Genomic DNA, 14,119 nt, shown 5'->3' on the forward strand with positions numbered 1-14,119 from the left:
CTGGCATGAGTTCCCCGCAGATAGTCTGGCTGAGGCGCGACTTGCGCATGGCCGACCAGCCCGCCCTCCATGCCGCAGCCCAAGCCGGCCCCGTCATCCCGGTCTATGTCCTCGACCAGGATCGCGCAGGCGATCACGCCTATGGTGGCGCCTCGCTGGTTTGGTTGCACTATTCGCTCGAAAGCTTGGGCAAGAGCCTTGGCAGCCGGCGTTCGAAGATCGTCCTGCGCAAGGGGGATGCACCGCAAATCCTCGCCGCAATTGCCGATGAGGTCGGTGCGACCTGCATCCACGCAATGCGTCATTACGAGCCGTGGTGGAAGGAAGCCGAGGACGAACTGAAGGACGCGCTGGGCGAAGATCGCAAGCTGTGCCTGTATGACGGCAACTACCTGCTGCCGCCCGGTTCGGTGACCACCGGATCTGGCGATCCGTACAAGATCTACACGCCCTTCTCGAAATCGATGCTCGAGGTGATGCCGCCGCGCGATGTGCTGGGCGAGCCTGAGACGATCTCCTCGCCCGACAGCTGGCCGGAGAGTGATAGCCTCGACGACTGGGACCTTCTCCCGACCAAGCCCGACTGGGCAGGGGGCATCCGCGACTTCTGGGAGTTCGGCGAAGCGGCAGCGCATGACCGGCTTGATTGGTGGACCGACCGCGTGGCCGAGTATGACGAGGGGAGGAACCTTCCTTCCGACGACATAACCTCGCGCCTCTCGCCGCATCTCCACTGGGGCGAGATCAGTCCGGCGCAGGTCTGGCACAAGCTCAAGGACAAGCGCTCGGACGGCTGGAAGACCTATGCCAAGGAAATCATCTGGCGCGACTACGCCCAGAACGTCATCGACCAGTTTCCCGATTACCCGCGCGACAGCTACCGCGACTATGACGAGCGCACGCTCTGGCGGAACCCGAATGCCGGGCACCTGATCCAGCAGGATCTCGAGTGTTGGCAGAAGGGCATGACCGGCTACCCGATCGTCGATGCCGGCATGCGCCAGCTGTGGCAGACGGGCTGGATGCACAACCGCGTGCGGATGATCGCGGCAAGCTTCCTTGTGAAGCACCTGCTGATCGACTGGCGCTTCGGAGAGCAGTGGTATTGGGACTGCCTCGTCGATGCCGATTACGGCAATAACGGGGTGAACTGGCAGTGGATCTCCGGAACGGGCGTCGACAGCAACATGTTCAGCCGTATCATGGCGCCGCTCACCCAGAGCGAGAAGTTCGATGCTGCCGACTACATTCGCGAATACGTGCCCGAACTCACCGATCTGTCCGACGACTGCATCCACGATCCGCCCGACGCCAGGCGCGGTGACTATCCGGTGAAGATAATCGGCCACAAGGAAGCACGCGAACGGGCGCTTGAAGCCTATCGGGCAAGCAAGCCGTAGCGGACTTGTCGCGCCCACTTGCGCGCGGCATAGGCAGTCGCATGGACATGCAGACCAGCCAGCGCGGACGCGATCTTGTTGAAGGTTCGAAACCCTTTGCACGCAAGCCAGGCGTGCTTGCGCGGCTGTTCGCGCCGAGCGTTGAGAAGATGCTGGCCCGCATCGACGATGGACTGGTCAGCGGCACGATCCACGGCGTTCTTCCAGACGGTACTCCGCGCATTCTCGGCGGGCGGGCTCCCGGTTTCGAATGCACTTTCGAGTTGCACAGCTACAAGGCGCTCGTCCGTATCGCGACAAACGGATCCGTGGGTCTTTACCAAGGTTGGGAAGCGGGCGAATGGTCGAGCCCCGATCCGGTGCCGCTCTTTGCCCTGTTCATGCAGCACGCGGAGCGCCTGGGCGACACGGCGCGCGCCAAGGGGCCGTTCCGCCGAACGCTGAAGCTGGCCCACCTGTTCAACCGCAATACGCACAAGGGCGCGCAGAAGAACATTTCCGCGCATTACGACCTCGGCAACGATTTCTACCAGGCATGGCTCGATCCCACGATGAGCTATTCCTCTGGACTAGCGGTCAGCGATGATCCCCTGGAAGCGGCGCAGAAGCGGAAGTGGGAAGCGCTCGGCGAGCGGATCGGTGACCCTGACACCATCCTCGAGATCGGCTGCGGTTGGGGCGCACTAGCCGGCTATCTGGCAGGTCGGGGCAGCCATGTGACCGCCATCAGCCTGTCCGACGAGCAACTGGCATGGGCAAGGTCGCACCAGTCGGGCGAGATCGATTTCCGCAAGCAGGACTATCGCGACACGGCAGGGCGCTATGATGCGATTGTCAGTGTCGAGATGGTCGAGGCCCTGGGCCGTGAATACTGGCCCACCTTCATGGACTGCATCGCGCGCAACCTGCGCCCGGGTGGCCGCGCTGCCATCCAGTACATCTCGATGCGCGACGAGCTGTTCGACGAATATGCGAAAAGTGCCGATTTCATCCAGGCCTACATCTTCCCCGGCGGACTGCTGATCCGCACCAGCGAATTCCGCAAACTGGCGGAAGAACGCGGCCTTGCATGGCAGGATCAGCAGGATTTCGGTCTCGATTACGCGGAAACCCTGCGCATCTGGCGCGAGAGCTTCGATGCGGCGGAAAAGGGCGGGCGTTTGCCGCCCGGCTTCGATGCGCGGTTTTGCGACCTGTGGCGCTATTACCTGATGTATTGCGAAGGCGGTTTCCGCGGTGGCGGCATAGATGTCCACCAGGTCACTTTGGTGAAAGAGGGATAATGAGGATGCGTGCGATTCTGGTTTCTACGCTGGCATTGGCGCTCGCCGGTTGTGCAGGCAGCTACGCAGAGACGGCAGCACTTCCTCCGCCCGCCGTGACCCAGAGCATGCCGGAAACACCGGCCAGCCTCGATCCTTCCGATTCTGTCCTGTTTTGGTCCGATGATCGCCGATCGGCCGCATTCCGCGACATGGAATCGCTCTTTCCCGGGCTCGAAGTCGCCGCAGCGAACGAGCCGCGCGCGATGGATGACGGCGCTGCGCTCGATACCGCCAGCGCAGAGCAGGCTCGCCAGTTCATGGCGAACACGGCGGTCGCCGGGCTGATGGTCCTGAAAGACGGGAAGGTCGTCTTCGAAGAATACGGCCTCGGCTTCGATGCCGATCAGCGCTGGACGAGCTTTTCTGTCGCCAAGAGCTTCACCTCGACGCTTCTCGGTGCGGCAATTGCCGATGGCTACATCGCCGGCGTCGACCAGCCCGTGACCGAGATCATTCCCGCCCTTGCCGGTACTGCCTATGACGGTGTCAGCGTCGGTCAGATCGCATCGATGACATCGGGCGTGGCGTGGAACGAGGATTATACCGATCCCGACAGCGACGTTGCCAAGATGCTGGCTATCACGCCAGTGGAAGGAGAATCGCAGGCCGTCACCTACGCCCGGACACTGAAACGCGAAGCACCCGCCGGAGAGAAGTGGGTCTATAAAACGCTCGAAACGAACCTGCTCGGCCTGATCGTCGAAGAAGCGACGGGCAAGTCCCTGGCGGCCTATGCAGCAGAGAAGATCGTCGAGCCTGCGGGTTTCGAGGGCGGGCTGTTCTGGATGCAGGACCTCACTGGCGGCAATATCGGCGGTTGCTGCCTCTCGTTGCGCTTGTCTGACTATGCCCGTTTCGGGCAGTTCGTGCTCGAAGGTGGCGACGGCGTCGTGCCTGAGGGATGGTTCGCAAAGGCAGGTTCGCCGCTTGTCGATTTCGGCCCACAGGCACCCGGCTACGGATATGGATACCAGTGGTGGACCTATCCGGGCGGTACTTACGGCGCGCAGGGAATCTTCGGTCAGGCGATTACCATCGTTCCGCGCAAGAACCTCGTCGTTGCCGCTGTCAGCAACTGGCCTACCGCGACCAGCTCGAACAACCGCGCAGCGTTTCAGGCGCTGGTGCGCCAGATCGCGATGAACGCGGAGTAGTCAGGACCGGATACGAGTGGTGGCGGAGGCCGCGAGGGCGCACCGCCACCGACGACGAGCCATCCGGACAAGGTTCAGGCCAGGCCCATCAGGCCGCCGCCAAGACTGTCGGTGTCGCCGCCTTAACTCGCGAGATCAGTAGGGGCGGTAAGCGCCTTCGCCGCTGTAACGGGCGAGAATGTTGTCGTGCACGATCGGCGAGAGAAGTTCGCTGAAGGCACAGCCGACGAGGCAGTTTTCCCACCACACGACCTGCGCCTGAAGCGATTCGAGGCCCGGCAGGGTCAGCCAGCACATCTGGCCTTCATGCATGCGGTTGATGGCCGCTGCGGAGAAACCCGAGATGGAAAGGTCGTGAACCACGGTCTGGAAAGCGCGTCCGCCACTGGCACGCAGCTGTCCGGGAATAGTGAGCTTGGTCCGCGGCGCGCAACGGTCTTCCTGCGCTGCCGTCAGATAGCGATCCTGCGTCTGGTAGTTCATATTTCGAGACCTCTGCCCTGATCCGATCCATCGGTTCACGCACCAAGGAAACGGGCGCGCGATATCGGGTGAATGTCGCGGTTCGGGATTAAGAATTGGTCACGATGTAGGGTTAACCTACCCTTCGACCCGCTCTCGGTGGCGGGTGGGGAAATCGTTAACGAACAGCTCGACGATGCGGGCTGCGACATCTTCCGGCGGTTTGACCGTCTGCGGGTCTTCGCCGGGATAGGCCTTGGCACGCATTGCGGTGCGCGTGGCGCCGGGGTCGATATTGGCAACGCGAACGTTGCCGATTTTCTCGACTTCCTGCGCGTATGAATCGAGCAAATTGTCGAATGCAGCCTTGGTAGCACCGTAGGCCGACCAATACGCCCTCGGTTCATTACCTACGCTGCTGGTAAGGCCGATGACACGGCCAGCCTCGGCACGCTTCAGGAGCGGATCGAAATTCGCCAGCAGCGCCTGCGTGGCGAGCAGGTTCGTGGTAACCGCCTGGCTGAACTGCTTGCCGTCGATCTGGGTGACGGGGCTCAGCGTCGGCAGGTATGCCGCGGAAATAACCAGGTAATCCAGCTTGTCCCAACGCCCCGCGATTGCGGAGGCGAGGCGGGCAATGCCGTCGCTTTCGCCGAGATCGACAGGTGCGATGGTGGAGGCGCCGCCGACTTCGTGGATCGCGTCCTCGACCTTTTCGAGCGAGCGCACATCGCGGCCGGTCAGCACGACATGCGCGCCGGCTTCGGCCAGAGCCTTGGCCGTAGCGGCGCCGATGCCCTTGCTCGCGCCGGTGACTAGGGCGAGCTTACCGTCGAGTGGTTTGGTCATTTCAGGCTACCTTGTCGACCGGCAGCGCAAGTTGCTTCTGCTTGTCTTCGCGCCGCGAAAGATCGGTCAGGGACGTGGGATAGTCGCCCGTGAAACAGGCGTCGCAGAACTGGGGGCAAGATGCGTTGCGGGGCCCCTCGCCGACTGCTCGGTAAAGGCCGTCGATCGACACGAAAGCAAGGCTGTCGGCCTTGATGAATTCGCGCATGGGTTCGACGTCCATCCGCGCCGCAAGCAGCTTGGAGCGTTCGGGCGTGTCGACGCCGTAGAAGCAGCTGTGGGCGGTCGGCGGGCTGGCGACGCGGAAGTGCACTTCCTTCGCGCCTGCATCGCGCATCATCTCCACGATTTGCATCGAGGTGGTGCCGCGCACGATCGAATCGTCGATCAGGACGATACGCTTGCCTTCGACGAGGCTGCGGTTGGCGTTGTGCTTGCGCTTCACACCGGCGTGGCGTGCACCGTCGGATGGCTGGATGAAGGTGCGCCCGACATAGTGCGAGCGGATGATGCCGAGTTCAAAGGGGATACCCGCTTCCTGCGCGTAGCCGATGGCGGCAGGCACGCCGCTGTCGGGAACCGGCACCACGAGGTCGGCCTTGATCGGATTTTCGCGGGCGAGTTCGACGCCGATTGCCTTGCGTGCTTCGTAAACGCTGCGTCCGGCGAAAAAGCTGTCCGGACGGCTGAAATAGACATGCTCGAAGATGCAGGGGCGGGGTGAATGGTTGCCGAAGGGGTGGAGCGAGTCGACATTACCGTCGAAATCGACGCGGATCAGCTCGCCCGGTTCCACTTCGCGGACCATTTCCGCACCGACGACGTCGAAGGCGACGCTCTCACTGGCGAAGAGGGTCGCATCTCCGATCTTGCCCATGACCAGCGGGCGGATGCCGAGCGGGTCGCGGCAGGCAATCATGCCTTCGGGCGTCATCACGATCAGCGCATAGGCACCTTCGAGGAGGCGCAGCGCGTCGATCAGGCGGTCCATGATAGTCGGGTACCGGCTCGTCGCGACGAGATGGATGATGACTTCGGTATCCGAGGTCGACTGGAAGATCGCGCCGCGCTGGACCAGTTCCGCGCGCAGTGTGCCGGCGTTCGAGATATTGCCATTGTGCGCGACTGCGAAACCGCCACTCGCAAGGTCCGCATAGAGCGGCTGCACGTTGCGCAGGCCGGCGCCGCCGGTGGTCGAATAGCGCACGTGGCCTGCTGCCATGTGCCCGGGCAGTTCGGCAATCGCTTCGGACGACGAGAAGTTCTCCGCGACATGGCCGAGACCGCGGCGGGCGCGAAATTCGGCGCCATCCCAAGCGATAATTCCCGCGGCTTCCTGTCCGCGGTGCTGGAGGGCGTGGAGCCCCAATGCCGTGACGGCGGTTGCATCGGCTGCGTTGATCGCACCGAAGACGCCGCACTCTTCGCGCAGCTTGTCGCCATCTTCATCGAGGAAGGGGTGGGTGCAATTCCCGAGGTCGCTATTCACAGTGGTGGTGTCCGCGCTGCCAGCCGAATGGCGCCCCAATGGCGATATTACGGTCCGATTACAAGGCTTGTGCGGTGCGCCGCGGGGGAGATTTCTCAGCCATTCATTGCGCCGCCAGAATTCCGTGCCTAAACGCTTGGCCGAACGGACACTCTCACCCAAGGGTCGCCTTGCTGCTTTCACCTTTCGAACGGACCATCGCGAAACGCTACCTGCTTCCGGGCAGGAGCGAGGCATTTATCGCGCTGGTTGCCGGTATATCCATCACCGTCGTGATGCTCTCGGTTGCGATGCTTGTCATCGTGATGAGCGTGATGAACGGTTTCCGCGCCGAATTGCTCGACAAGATCGTGGGGCTCAACGGCCATGCGATCGTGCAGGCCTATGGCGGTCGTCTCGATGATTGGGAAAACGTCCTTGAGGAGGTCAGGCAGACGCCGGGCGTCACCGAGGCCTCACCGCTGATCGAACAGCCGCTGCTCACCACCTTCAACGGCCGCGTCGAGGGGATCCTTCTACGCGGCAACACCCAGCAGGACATTCGCGAGCTGGGCGAGAAGGTGAAGAGCGGCAACATGGATGCCCTGCAGCCGGGCGCCAACAAGGTCGCGATCGCGATACGCCTCGCGGAAAACATCGGGGCGAGGGTGGGCGACACGATCACGATCATCAATCCGCAAGGCCGGACGACCCCTTTCGGCACGGTCCCGCGACAGGTCGGCTACGAAGTGGCCGCGATTTTCGAGGTTGGCGTATACGACTACGACAACGCTTTCGTGGTCATGCCGATGCAGGATGCGCAGACCTTGCTGCTGACTGGCGACACCATCGGTATGATCGAAGTGCAGGTGACCGATCCTGACGAGGTCGGAGAAATCCTCGCGCCGGTACAGCAAAGGCTGGCGGGCAGGGCAGTCGTTCGCGACTGGAAGACGATCAACGCGACCCTTTTCGAAGCGCTCGAGGTAGAACGTGCAGCGATGGCCTTCGCCCTTAGTTTCATGGTTCTGGTTGCTGCATTCAATATTCTGTCGAGCCTTGTCATGCTGGTCCGCGCAAAGACGCGGGACATCGCGATCATGAGAACGATGGGGGCAACAAGGCGGAGCCTGACGAAGATTTTCGTGACGACCGGTTTCACCGTCGGGGCGCTCGGGACGATCGCTGGGCTTATACTCGGCGCGCTGGTCCTCGGCTTCCGCGAGCAGATCGTGAAGGGCATCGGTTGGCTGACGGGCGCAGAGCTTTGGGATCCGCAGGTGCGTTTCCTGAGCACCATTCCCGCCAAGGCCGATCCGGTCGAGATCGCCATGATCGTGGGCCTCGCACTTGTGATGAGCTTCCTTGCGACGCTTTATCCGGCACTCAAGGCGGCGAGCACCGATCCGGTACAGGTTCTGCGCTATGAGTAACGCCCATCTCAACCCCGTCGTCGAACTGCGCGGGCTGACCCGCAGCTTCGAGCAGGGCGGCGTGCGGATCGACGTCCTGCGCGGTGTCGATCTCGACATCATGCCCGGTGAAATCGTCGCGCTGCTCGGCCCTTCCGGTTCGGGTAAATCGACCCTTCTGCAGGCGGTAGGCCTCCTTGAGGGCGGTTTCGGAGGTGAAATCGTGATTGCGGGGCATTCTGCCGAGAAGAGCGACGCCAATGCGCGTACTACGCTGCGCCGCGACCATCTCGGCTTCGTCTACCAGTTCCACCATCTCCTCCCCGACTTCGACGCCCGCGAAAATGTCGTGTTGCCGCAGCTGGTTGCCGGCACTCCGCGCAAGGAAGCGGAAGAGCGGGCGGAGGAACTGCTCACCGCGCTGGGGCTGGGGCACAGGCTCGATCACCGGCCCAGCCAGCTATCCGGTGGCGAGCAGCAGCGCGTTGCTGTGGCTCGTGGCCTTGCCAATCGTCCCGACCTCGTGCTTGCCGACGAACCTACGGGCAATCTCGACGAGGCGACTTCGGACAAGGTCCTTGAGCAATTCCTAGCGCTCGTCAGGGGCGAGGGCAGTGCCGCATTGATCGCCACGCATAACGAGCGCCTTGCCGCGCGGATGGACCGCGTGGTCAGGTTGCACGAAGGTGTGCTCGAATAGCGGACCCGGATGCAGTTTCGACCGTTGGTCAGGCAAAAGGAGGATTTTGCATGACCGACCATCCCAGCACCTACAGAGGCGAAGATTGCCATCGCCCCGGTATCCAGTGGGACGACCGTGCCGAGCTTCATCGCGTGGGCGATGGAGACGGGGTTCTCGACGGGGCCAAGGGCCTGCGTTCGGGCACTTTTGCGGACCTGGTAAAGCATATGATGCTGATGCCCGAGCACGAGCGGAAGGACTATTACATCGAGAAACTCGGCGACCGCGAATATCGCGCCGATGAAGTGACAACGCTTTCGAAGAGAGACGATTTCCCCCGCTCGTAGTCTGGTGTCTGCTGCCCGCAGAATGACATTGGCGATCCTCCCGTGGCCGGTTTAGGCAGGCTGCGGGAGGATTTTTCATGTCGCTAGCATCAATCGCACTGCTCATCGCGCAAACCGTGGCTGCAGAGGCACCGGCCACGCCGCCAGCGCCGCCACCCTCGTGCGAGGGAGCGAGTTACGAGGCCTTCGATTTCTGGGTCGGTGAATGGGACGTCTATCCCAATGCTGAGGGAGCGCCCGACAAGGTGGCCGAAAGCCGGATCGAGAAGGTCAGCGCCGGTTGCGCAATCCGCGAGACATGGATGCCTCTACAGGGGCGCGGCGGGACAAGCCTTTCGGCTTATGATCCCAAAACCGAGGGCTGGCACCAGCTATGGGTCGGCGGACAGCCGGGTCGCGTCTTCTTCGACGGCGGTGCGGTCGAAGGAAGCATGATCCTCACAGGCTATTGGGGCAAAGCGCAGGATGGAACGCCTTTGCTGGTGCGAATGACATATAGCTTGCGCGAGGATGGCAGTGTGCGCCAACACGGCCAGGCCAGCAAGGACCAGGGCTTGAGCTGGGCCGACTATTTCGATCTCATATACCGCCCCAAGGACGCCACCGAATGACCAGCATCGCCGATTTCACCGTCGCCACGAACAAGGGCGACGAGCTCGACCTGAAAGAGAAGCTCGGCAAGGTGCTGCTGGTGGTCAACACCGCCAGCAAATGCGGGTTCACCCCGCAGTATGACGGGCTGGAGAAACTGTTTCAGGACTACAAGGATCAAGGCTTCGAAGTGCTGGCCTTCCCCTGCAACCAGTTCGGCGGACAGGAGCCGGGTGATGCGAGCGAGATCGAACAGTTCTGCAAGGTGAATTTCGGCCTGACCTTCCCGCTGATGCAGAAGGTCGAGGTCAATGGCGACGGGGCTAGCCCGCTGTTCGACTGGATGAAAGCCGAAGCGCCGGGCCTGATGGGGTCGAAATCGATCAAGTGGAACTTTACGAAATTCCTGATTGACCGTGAGGGCAATGTCGTGAAGCGCTACGGCCCGGCTGACGCGCCGGCGACGATCGCCAAGGATATCGAGAAACTGCTGTAACCTTCCGCGTGCAGCAAACGAAAGATCGGGCATGCTTTCCGAATTCAACCACTGGTTCCTCTCGCTCGGCGCCGAATATGGCGTGAACCCTTATATCTTCGGGGGCATCTACATCGGTGCCATCCCGTTTTTCCTTGCGTCCATCGCATGGCTGGTGAAGCGGGCGAGGGCCGGGCAGTCGACCGTGCTGCCTACCATGCTAGCGGGCTTCTTCTTCGTGTCGGCCTATATCTATCTCGCGATTGCGGGAGAGAATATTCCCGTCTGGGTCTGGGTCTTCCTTGGCGCGCTGATCGTCTACGGAGCCTGGTCGACAATCCGCGACACCCGCCGGAAGATTGCGGCGCCTGCCGAGGAGTGAATTTTCTCCACTGTCTGTGGAGAATAACCTCGTGTCGGCGCTTTGAGTTTCGCGCGCGAAATCCTACCTTGCGGGGATGCCTTACAAGCCCTTCGTCCCCCTGCGCGTATTGTCTGCCTACTCGATGCTCGAAGGGGCCATTGATCCCAAGGCGATGGCCAAGCTGGCGAAGGAACGCGGCTTTCCCGCAATCGCCATGGCAGACCGCAACGGGCTTTATGGCGCGGTCATGTTCGCCAATGCCTGCAAGGCGGAAGGCGTGCAGCCGATTACCGGGACATTGCTGGGCGTTGCGCGTGACGAGGAAGGCCGCACGGTCGACTACCTCCCGCTGTATGCGCAGGACGAGGCTGGCTACGACAATCTCTGCCACCTCGTGTCGAAAGCGCATCTCGATCGCCCGCTCGAGTTCGAGCCGCATATCCGGATGGAAGACCTCGAAGGACGTACCGAGGGGCTGATTGCGCTGACCGGCGCGAGCGAGGGCGGGGTGACGCGCCTGCTTGCAGAGGGCCAGGTGAGCCATGCGCTACCCATGCTCGACAAGCTTCAGGCGCTGTTTCCCGGGCGGCTCTATGTAGAACTCGCAAGACGCGGTAATCCGGTCGAGGAAGCTGCCGAAGCGGCATTGATCGACCTCGCCTATGAACGCGACCTGCCGCTCGTCGCGACCAATCCTGCCAACTTCGCAGAGCCGCACATGTACAAGGCGCATGACGCCATGCTGTGCATTGCCAATTCGACCCATATCGATGCGGAAGAGCGGCCCAAGTCCAATCCGGAGGGCTACGTCAAGACCGCCCATATGATGGAAGAGGCCTTCGACGATCTTCCGGAAGCCATCGCCAACACGCTCGTGATCGCGCAGCGCTGCGCCTTTGCGCCGCCGTATCGAGATCCGATCCTGCCCAGCCTCGCCGGCGACCTCGAGGGCGAGGCGCGCATGCTGGAAGAGGATGCGCGGAAGGGTCTCGCCAAACGCCTCGAGCCTTATGGCGAAATGTCGGACGAGCAGCTCAAGGTCTATGTCGATAGACTCGATTACGAAGTCGGCATCATCAACCAGATGGGCTTCCCCGGCTACTTCCTCATCGTGGCTGACTTCATCAAATGGGCGAAGGACCACGATATTCCGGTGGGTCCGGGTCGTGGTTCGGGTGCTGGCAGCCTTGTGGCGTGGGCGCTGACGATTACCGACCTCGACCCGATCCAGCTGGGCCTGCTGTTCGAGCGCTTCCTCAATCCGGAACGCGTTTCCATGCCCGACTTCGACATCGACTTCTGCGAAACGCGCCGCGGCGAGGTCATCCGCTACGTCCAGCAGAAATACGGCCACGACCACGTCGCGCAGATCATCACCTTCGGTAAGCTGAAAGCGCGCGCCGTGCTGCGCGATACGGGCCGCATCCTCCAGATGAGCTACGGCCATGTCGATCGGATCTGCAAGATGGTGCCGAACCATCCGACCGACCCGTGGACCCTGCCGCGCGCGCTCAACGGTGCGGCGGATTTCAAAGCGGAATACGACAACGACAATGAGGTCAAACGCCTGATCGACCTCGCGATGCAGCTGGAAGGCTTCCCGCGCAACAGCTCGACCCACGCGGCGGGCGTTGTGATCGGCGACCGTCCCCTGGCGCAGCTGGTCCCTCTCTACCGCGATCCGCGCTCGGACATGCCGGTGACGCAGTACGACATGAAGAATGTCGAGAGCAGCGGCCTCGTCAAATTCGACTTTCTTGGTCTCAAGACGCTGTCGGTGCTCAAGAAGGCGACCGACCTCCTGAAAAAGCGCGACATTACCATCGATTTGTCGCAGCTCGAACTCGATGACCCGGCGGTCTACGAATTGATGAAGGCGGGTAACACGGTCGGCGTGTTCCAGCTGGAATCGGAAGGCATGCGCCGCACGCTGACTGCGGTGAAGCCGACCAATTTCGGCGACATCATCGCGCTCGTCTCGCTCTATCGTCCGGGTCCGATGGACAACATCCCGCTGTTCGGCAAGCGCAAGGCGGGCGAGGTGCCCATCGAGTATCCGCATGAGAAGCTCGAAGGCATATTGTCCGAAACCTACGGCATCTTCGTCTACCAGGAACAGGTCATGCAGGCCGCGCAGATCCTCGCCGGATACTCGCTCGGCGATGCAGACTTGCTGCGCCGCGCGATGGGTAAGAAGGTCCAGGCGGAAATGGACATCCAGCGCGAACGCTTCGTCGTCGGGTGCAAGGAAGTCAGCGGCATCGAGAAGGCCAAGGCCAACGAGCTATTCGACTTGATCGACAAGTTCGCAGGCTACGGCTTCAACAAGTCGCACGCTGCCGCGTACGCTCTGCTCGCGTACCAGACCGCGTGGCTGAAAGCGCATTACCCCGAGGAGTTTTTCGCCGCGTCCATGTGTTTCGACATGCACCAGTCCGAAAAGCTCACCATCTTCGTCGACGACGCGCGCAGGCAGGGCATCGCCGTCGAGCCGCCGTGCCTCAACAAATCAGAAGCCGAATTCACCGTCGAGCAGACCGACACCGGCTATGCGGTGCGCTATGCGCTCGCCGGCATCCGAAACGTCGGCGAAAAGGCGATGGAAAACATCGTTGCCGAGCGCGAGGTTTCGGGCAAGTTCGACAGCTTGCAGGATTTGTTCGAGCGCATCCCCAAGGGTTCGATGAATTCGCGCCAGCTTGAGGCGCTGGCCTGTGCAGGGGCGCTTGACGACCTTGAACCCAATCGCGCCAAGGTCTTCGAGAACGCCGACATGCTGCTCGCAGTCGCCGATGCGGCGGACCGCGAGCGCACGAGCGGACAGGCGAGCATGTTCGGCGGTGAGGACGCGCCCGGCGAAACGCTGCGCTTGCGCGAAGTCGAGGACTGGCCGCGCGCAGAGCGCATGGCGCGCGAACGCGAGAACTTCGGTTTCTATTTCTCCGCCCATCCGGTCGCCGCGTGGAAGGACATCGCCTCGGCGAACGGCGCGCGTACCTATGCCTCGCTGATGTCGGGCGGCGCGCCGGCGGGTGGCCGTTCCAATGCGGTGATGGCCGCCATGGTCGAGAAGGTGAACAAGGGAACCACTCGCCGCGGAAAGCCCTTCATCCGCGCCGATTTCTCCGATGCCACCGGCCAGTTCAGCGCCGCCTGTTTCGAGGAAGGCATGGTCGAGCGCTTCATGAAATGGGCCGAGGAGCAGACCTGCGTCCTGCTGCAGGTCGAACTCGATTCGCCGAGCCCCGACGAACCGCCCCGCATTACCGTGCGCGGCGGCACTCCGCTCGCGGATGTGAAGGGCTCGACGCCGATGATCCTCACGCTCGACATCCTCGATGAAGCCGCCGTTCAGCTACTTTGTCGTGAATTGGTCGAAGCCGGCCCGGGCAAGGATGAGGTCATGGCGACGCTACGGATCGGTGGGGATTACGAGCCCATCATGCATCTCGGCCGCCAATTCGCCCTTGATGGCGAGCTTGCAGAACGCTTGGCAAGCGTGCCCGGCCTTGCCAAGGTGCAGCTCGACAAGCGGCGCGGCGGCTCGCACCTTCGCCTCGTCGCCTGACCGACAAGCGCCGGGAGAGGCG

The 14,119-nt window shown here is 62.3% G+C and carries 13 protein-coding genes; 10 read left to right on the forward strand and 3 right to left on the reverse strand.

The window, feature by feature from the left end:
* The first annotated feature begins 5 nt into the window (after positions 1 to 5).
* From K3136_RS00765 to K3136_RS00775, 3 genes are read left to right on the forward strand one after another with little or no spacing between them, the layout of a single operon-like run.
* Complete coding sequence (locus K3136_RS00765; RefSeq protein WP_221431034.1) at positions 6 to 1,400, forward strand: cryptochrome/photolyase family protein; 1,395 nt, start codon at positions 6 to 8, stop codon at positions 1,398 to 1,400.
* 41 nt (positions 1,401 to 1,441) lie between these two features.
* Complete coding sequence (locus tag K3136_RS00770) at positions 1,442 to 2,683, forward strand: SAM-dependent methyltransferase (RefSeq protein ID WP_221431035.1); 1,242 nt, start codon at positions 1,442 to 1,444, stop codon at positions 2,681 to 2,683.
* Between the two features lie 5 nt (positions 2,684 to 2,688).
* Positions 2,689 to 3,879 carry a serine hydrolase domain-containing protein gene (locus tag K3136_RS00775; protein WP_221431036.1) on the forward strand — a complete coding sequence of 397 codons (1,191 nt, stop codon included), beginning with the start codon at positions 2,689 to 2,691 and terminating at the stop codon, positions 3,877 to 3,879.
* A gap of 135 nt (positions 3,880 to 4,014) precedes the next feature.
* Here K3136_RS00775 and K3136_RS00780 read toward each other — a convergent pair whose 3' ends face one another.
* From K3136_RS00780 to purF, 3 genes are all read right to left on the reverse strand, one after another.
* Positions 4,015 to 4,362, reverse strand: a complete 348-nt coding sequence (locus K3136_RS00780) for a PilZ domain-containing protein (RefSeq protein WP_221431037.1) — start codon at positions 4,360 to 4,362, stop codon at positions 4,015 to 4,017.
* Positions 4,363 to 4,479: 117 nt separating this feature from the next.
* On the reverse strand, positions 4,480 to 5,190 hold the full coding sequence (locus K3136_RS00785) for an SDR family NAD(P)-dependent oxidoreductase (protein WP_221431038.1): 711 nt from the start codon (positions 5,188 to 5,190) through the stop codon (positions 4,480 to 4,482).
* Between the two features lies 1 nt (position 5,191).
* Positions 5,192 to 6,679, reverse strand: coding sequence for an amidophosphoribosyltransferase (gene purF / locus K3136_RS00790; RefSeq protein WP_221431039.1), 1,488 nt, complete (start codon positions 6,677 to 6,679; stop codon positions 5,192 to 5,194).
* A gap of 170 nt (positions 6,680 to 6,849) precedes the next feature.
* On the opposite strand from purF, the gene K3136_RS00795 reads away from it, so the two are divergent.
* The 7 genes from K3136_RS00795 to dnaE all read left to right on the forward strand — a co-directional run bounded on the left by K3136_RS00795 (position 6,850) and on the right by dnaE (position 14,097).
* Positions 6,850 to 8,091: a lipoprotein-releasing ABC transporter permease subunit gene (locus tag K3136_RS00795; protein ID WP_221431040.1), complete on the forward strand. Its 1,242-nt coding sequence runs from the start codon at positions 6,850 to 6,852 to the stop codon at positions 8,089 to 8,091.
* Positions 8,084 to 8,770, forward strand: coding sequence for an ABC transporter ATP-binding protein (locus K3136_RS00800; protein WP_221431041.1), 687 nt, complete (start codon positions 8,084 to 8,086; stop codon positions 8,768 to 8,770). Before K3136_RS00795 ends, K3136_RS00800 begins: the two co-directional genes overlap by 8 nt.
* Before the next feature lie 50 nt (positions 8,771 to 8,820).
* A complete protein-coding gene (locus K3136_RS00805; protein WP_221431042.1) occupies positions 8,821 to 9,099 on the forward strand; it encodes a hypothetical protein in 279 nt (92 codons plus the stop codon).
* 77 nt (positions 9,100 to 9,176) lie between these two features.
* Positions 9,177 to 9,710, forward strand: a complete 534-nt coding sequence (locus K3136_RS00810; protein ID WP_247711389.1) for a hypothetical protein — start codon at positions 9,177 to 9,179, stop codon at positions 9,708 to 9,710.
* On the forward strand, positions 9,707 to 10,186 hold the full coding sequence (locus tag K3136_RS00815; RefSeq protein ID WP_221431043.1) for a glutathione peroxidase: 480 nt from the start codon (positions 9,707 to 9,709) through the stop codon (positions 10,184 to 10,186). The genes K3136_RS00810 and K3136_RS00815 overlap by 4 nt, the downstream gene beginning before the upstream one ends.
* Positions 10,187 to 10,217: 31 nt before the next feature.
* The gene (locus tag K3136_RS00820; RefSeq protein WP_221431044.1) at positions 10,218 to 10,547 is read left to right on the forward strand and encodes a hypothetical protein; all 330 of its coding nucleotides are present in this window, start codon (positions 10,218 to 10,220) and stop codon (positions 10,545 to 10,547) included.
* Between the two features lie 76 nt (positions 10,548 to 10,623).
* Positions 10,624 to 14,097 (forward strand): DNA polymerase III subunit alpha, encoded by a 3,474-nt coding sequence (gene dnaE, locus K3136_RS00825; RefSeq protein WP_221431045.1) that lies wholly within the window; start codon positions 10,624 to 10,626, stop codon positions 14,095 to 14,097.
* Positions 14,098 to 14,119: the final 22 nt, after the last annotated feature.

This window comes from Qipengyuania gelatinilytica (assembly GCF_019711315.1).
Classification (GTDB): Bacteria; Pseudomonadota; Alphaproteobacteria; order Sphingomonadales; family Sphingomonadaceae; genus Qipengyuania; species Qipengyuania gelatinilytica.

Bases quoted from the DNA above. Each gene is read 5' to 3' on its own strand.
- K3136_RS00765 (WP_221431034.1), top strand. From the start codon at position 6: ATGAGTTCCCCGCAGATAGTCTGGCTGAGGCGCGACTTGCGCATGGCC.
- K3136_RS00770 (WP_221431035.1), top strand. From the start codon at position 1,442: ATGGACATGCAGACCAGCCAGCGCGGACGCGATCTTGTTGAAGGTTCG.
- K3136_RS00775 (WP_221431036.1), top strand. From the start codon at position 2,689: ATGCGTGCGATTCTGGTTTCTACGCTGGCATTGGCGCTCGCCGGTTGT.
- K3136_RS00780 (WP_221431037.1), bottom strand. From the start codon at position 4,362: ATGAACTACCAGACGCAGGATCGCTATCTGACGGCAGCGCAGGAAGAC.
- K3136_RS00785 (WP_221431038.1), bottom strand. From the start codon at position 5,190: ATGACCAAACCACTCGACGGTAAGCTCGCCCTAGTCACCGGCGCGAGC.
- K3136_RS00800 (WP_221431041.1), top strand. From the start codon at position 8,084: ATGAGTAACGCCCATCTCAACCCCGTCGTCGAACTGCGCGGGCTGACC.
- K3136_RS00805 (WP_221431042.1), top strand. From the start codon at position 8,821: ATGACCGACCATCCCAGCACCTACAGAGGCGAAGATTGCCATCGCCCC.
- K3136_RS00810 (WP_247711389.1), top strand. From the start codon at position 9,177: ATGTCGCTAGCATCAATCGCACTGCTCATCGCGCAAACCGTGGCTGCA.
- K3136_RS00815 (WP_221431043.1), top strand. From the start codon at position 9,707: ATGACCAGCATCGCCGATTTCACCGTCGCCACGAACAAGGGCGACGAG.
- K3136_RS00820 (WP_221431044.1), top strand. From the start codon at position 10,218: ATGCTTTCCGAATTCAACCACTGGTTCCTCTCGCTCGGCGCCGAATAT.
- dnaE (WP_221431045.1), top strand. From the start codon at position 10,624: ATGCCTTACAAGCCCTTCGTCCCCCTGCGCGTATTGTCTGCCTACTCG.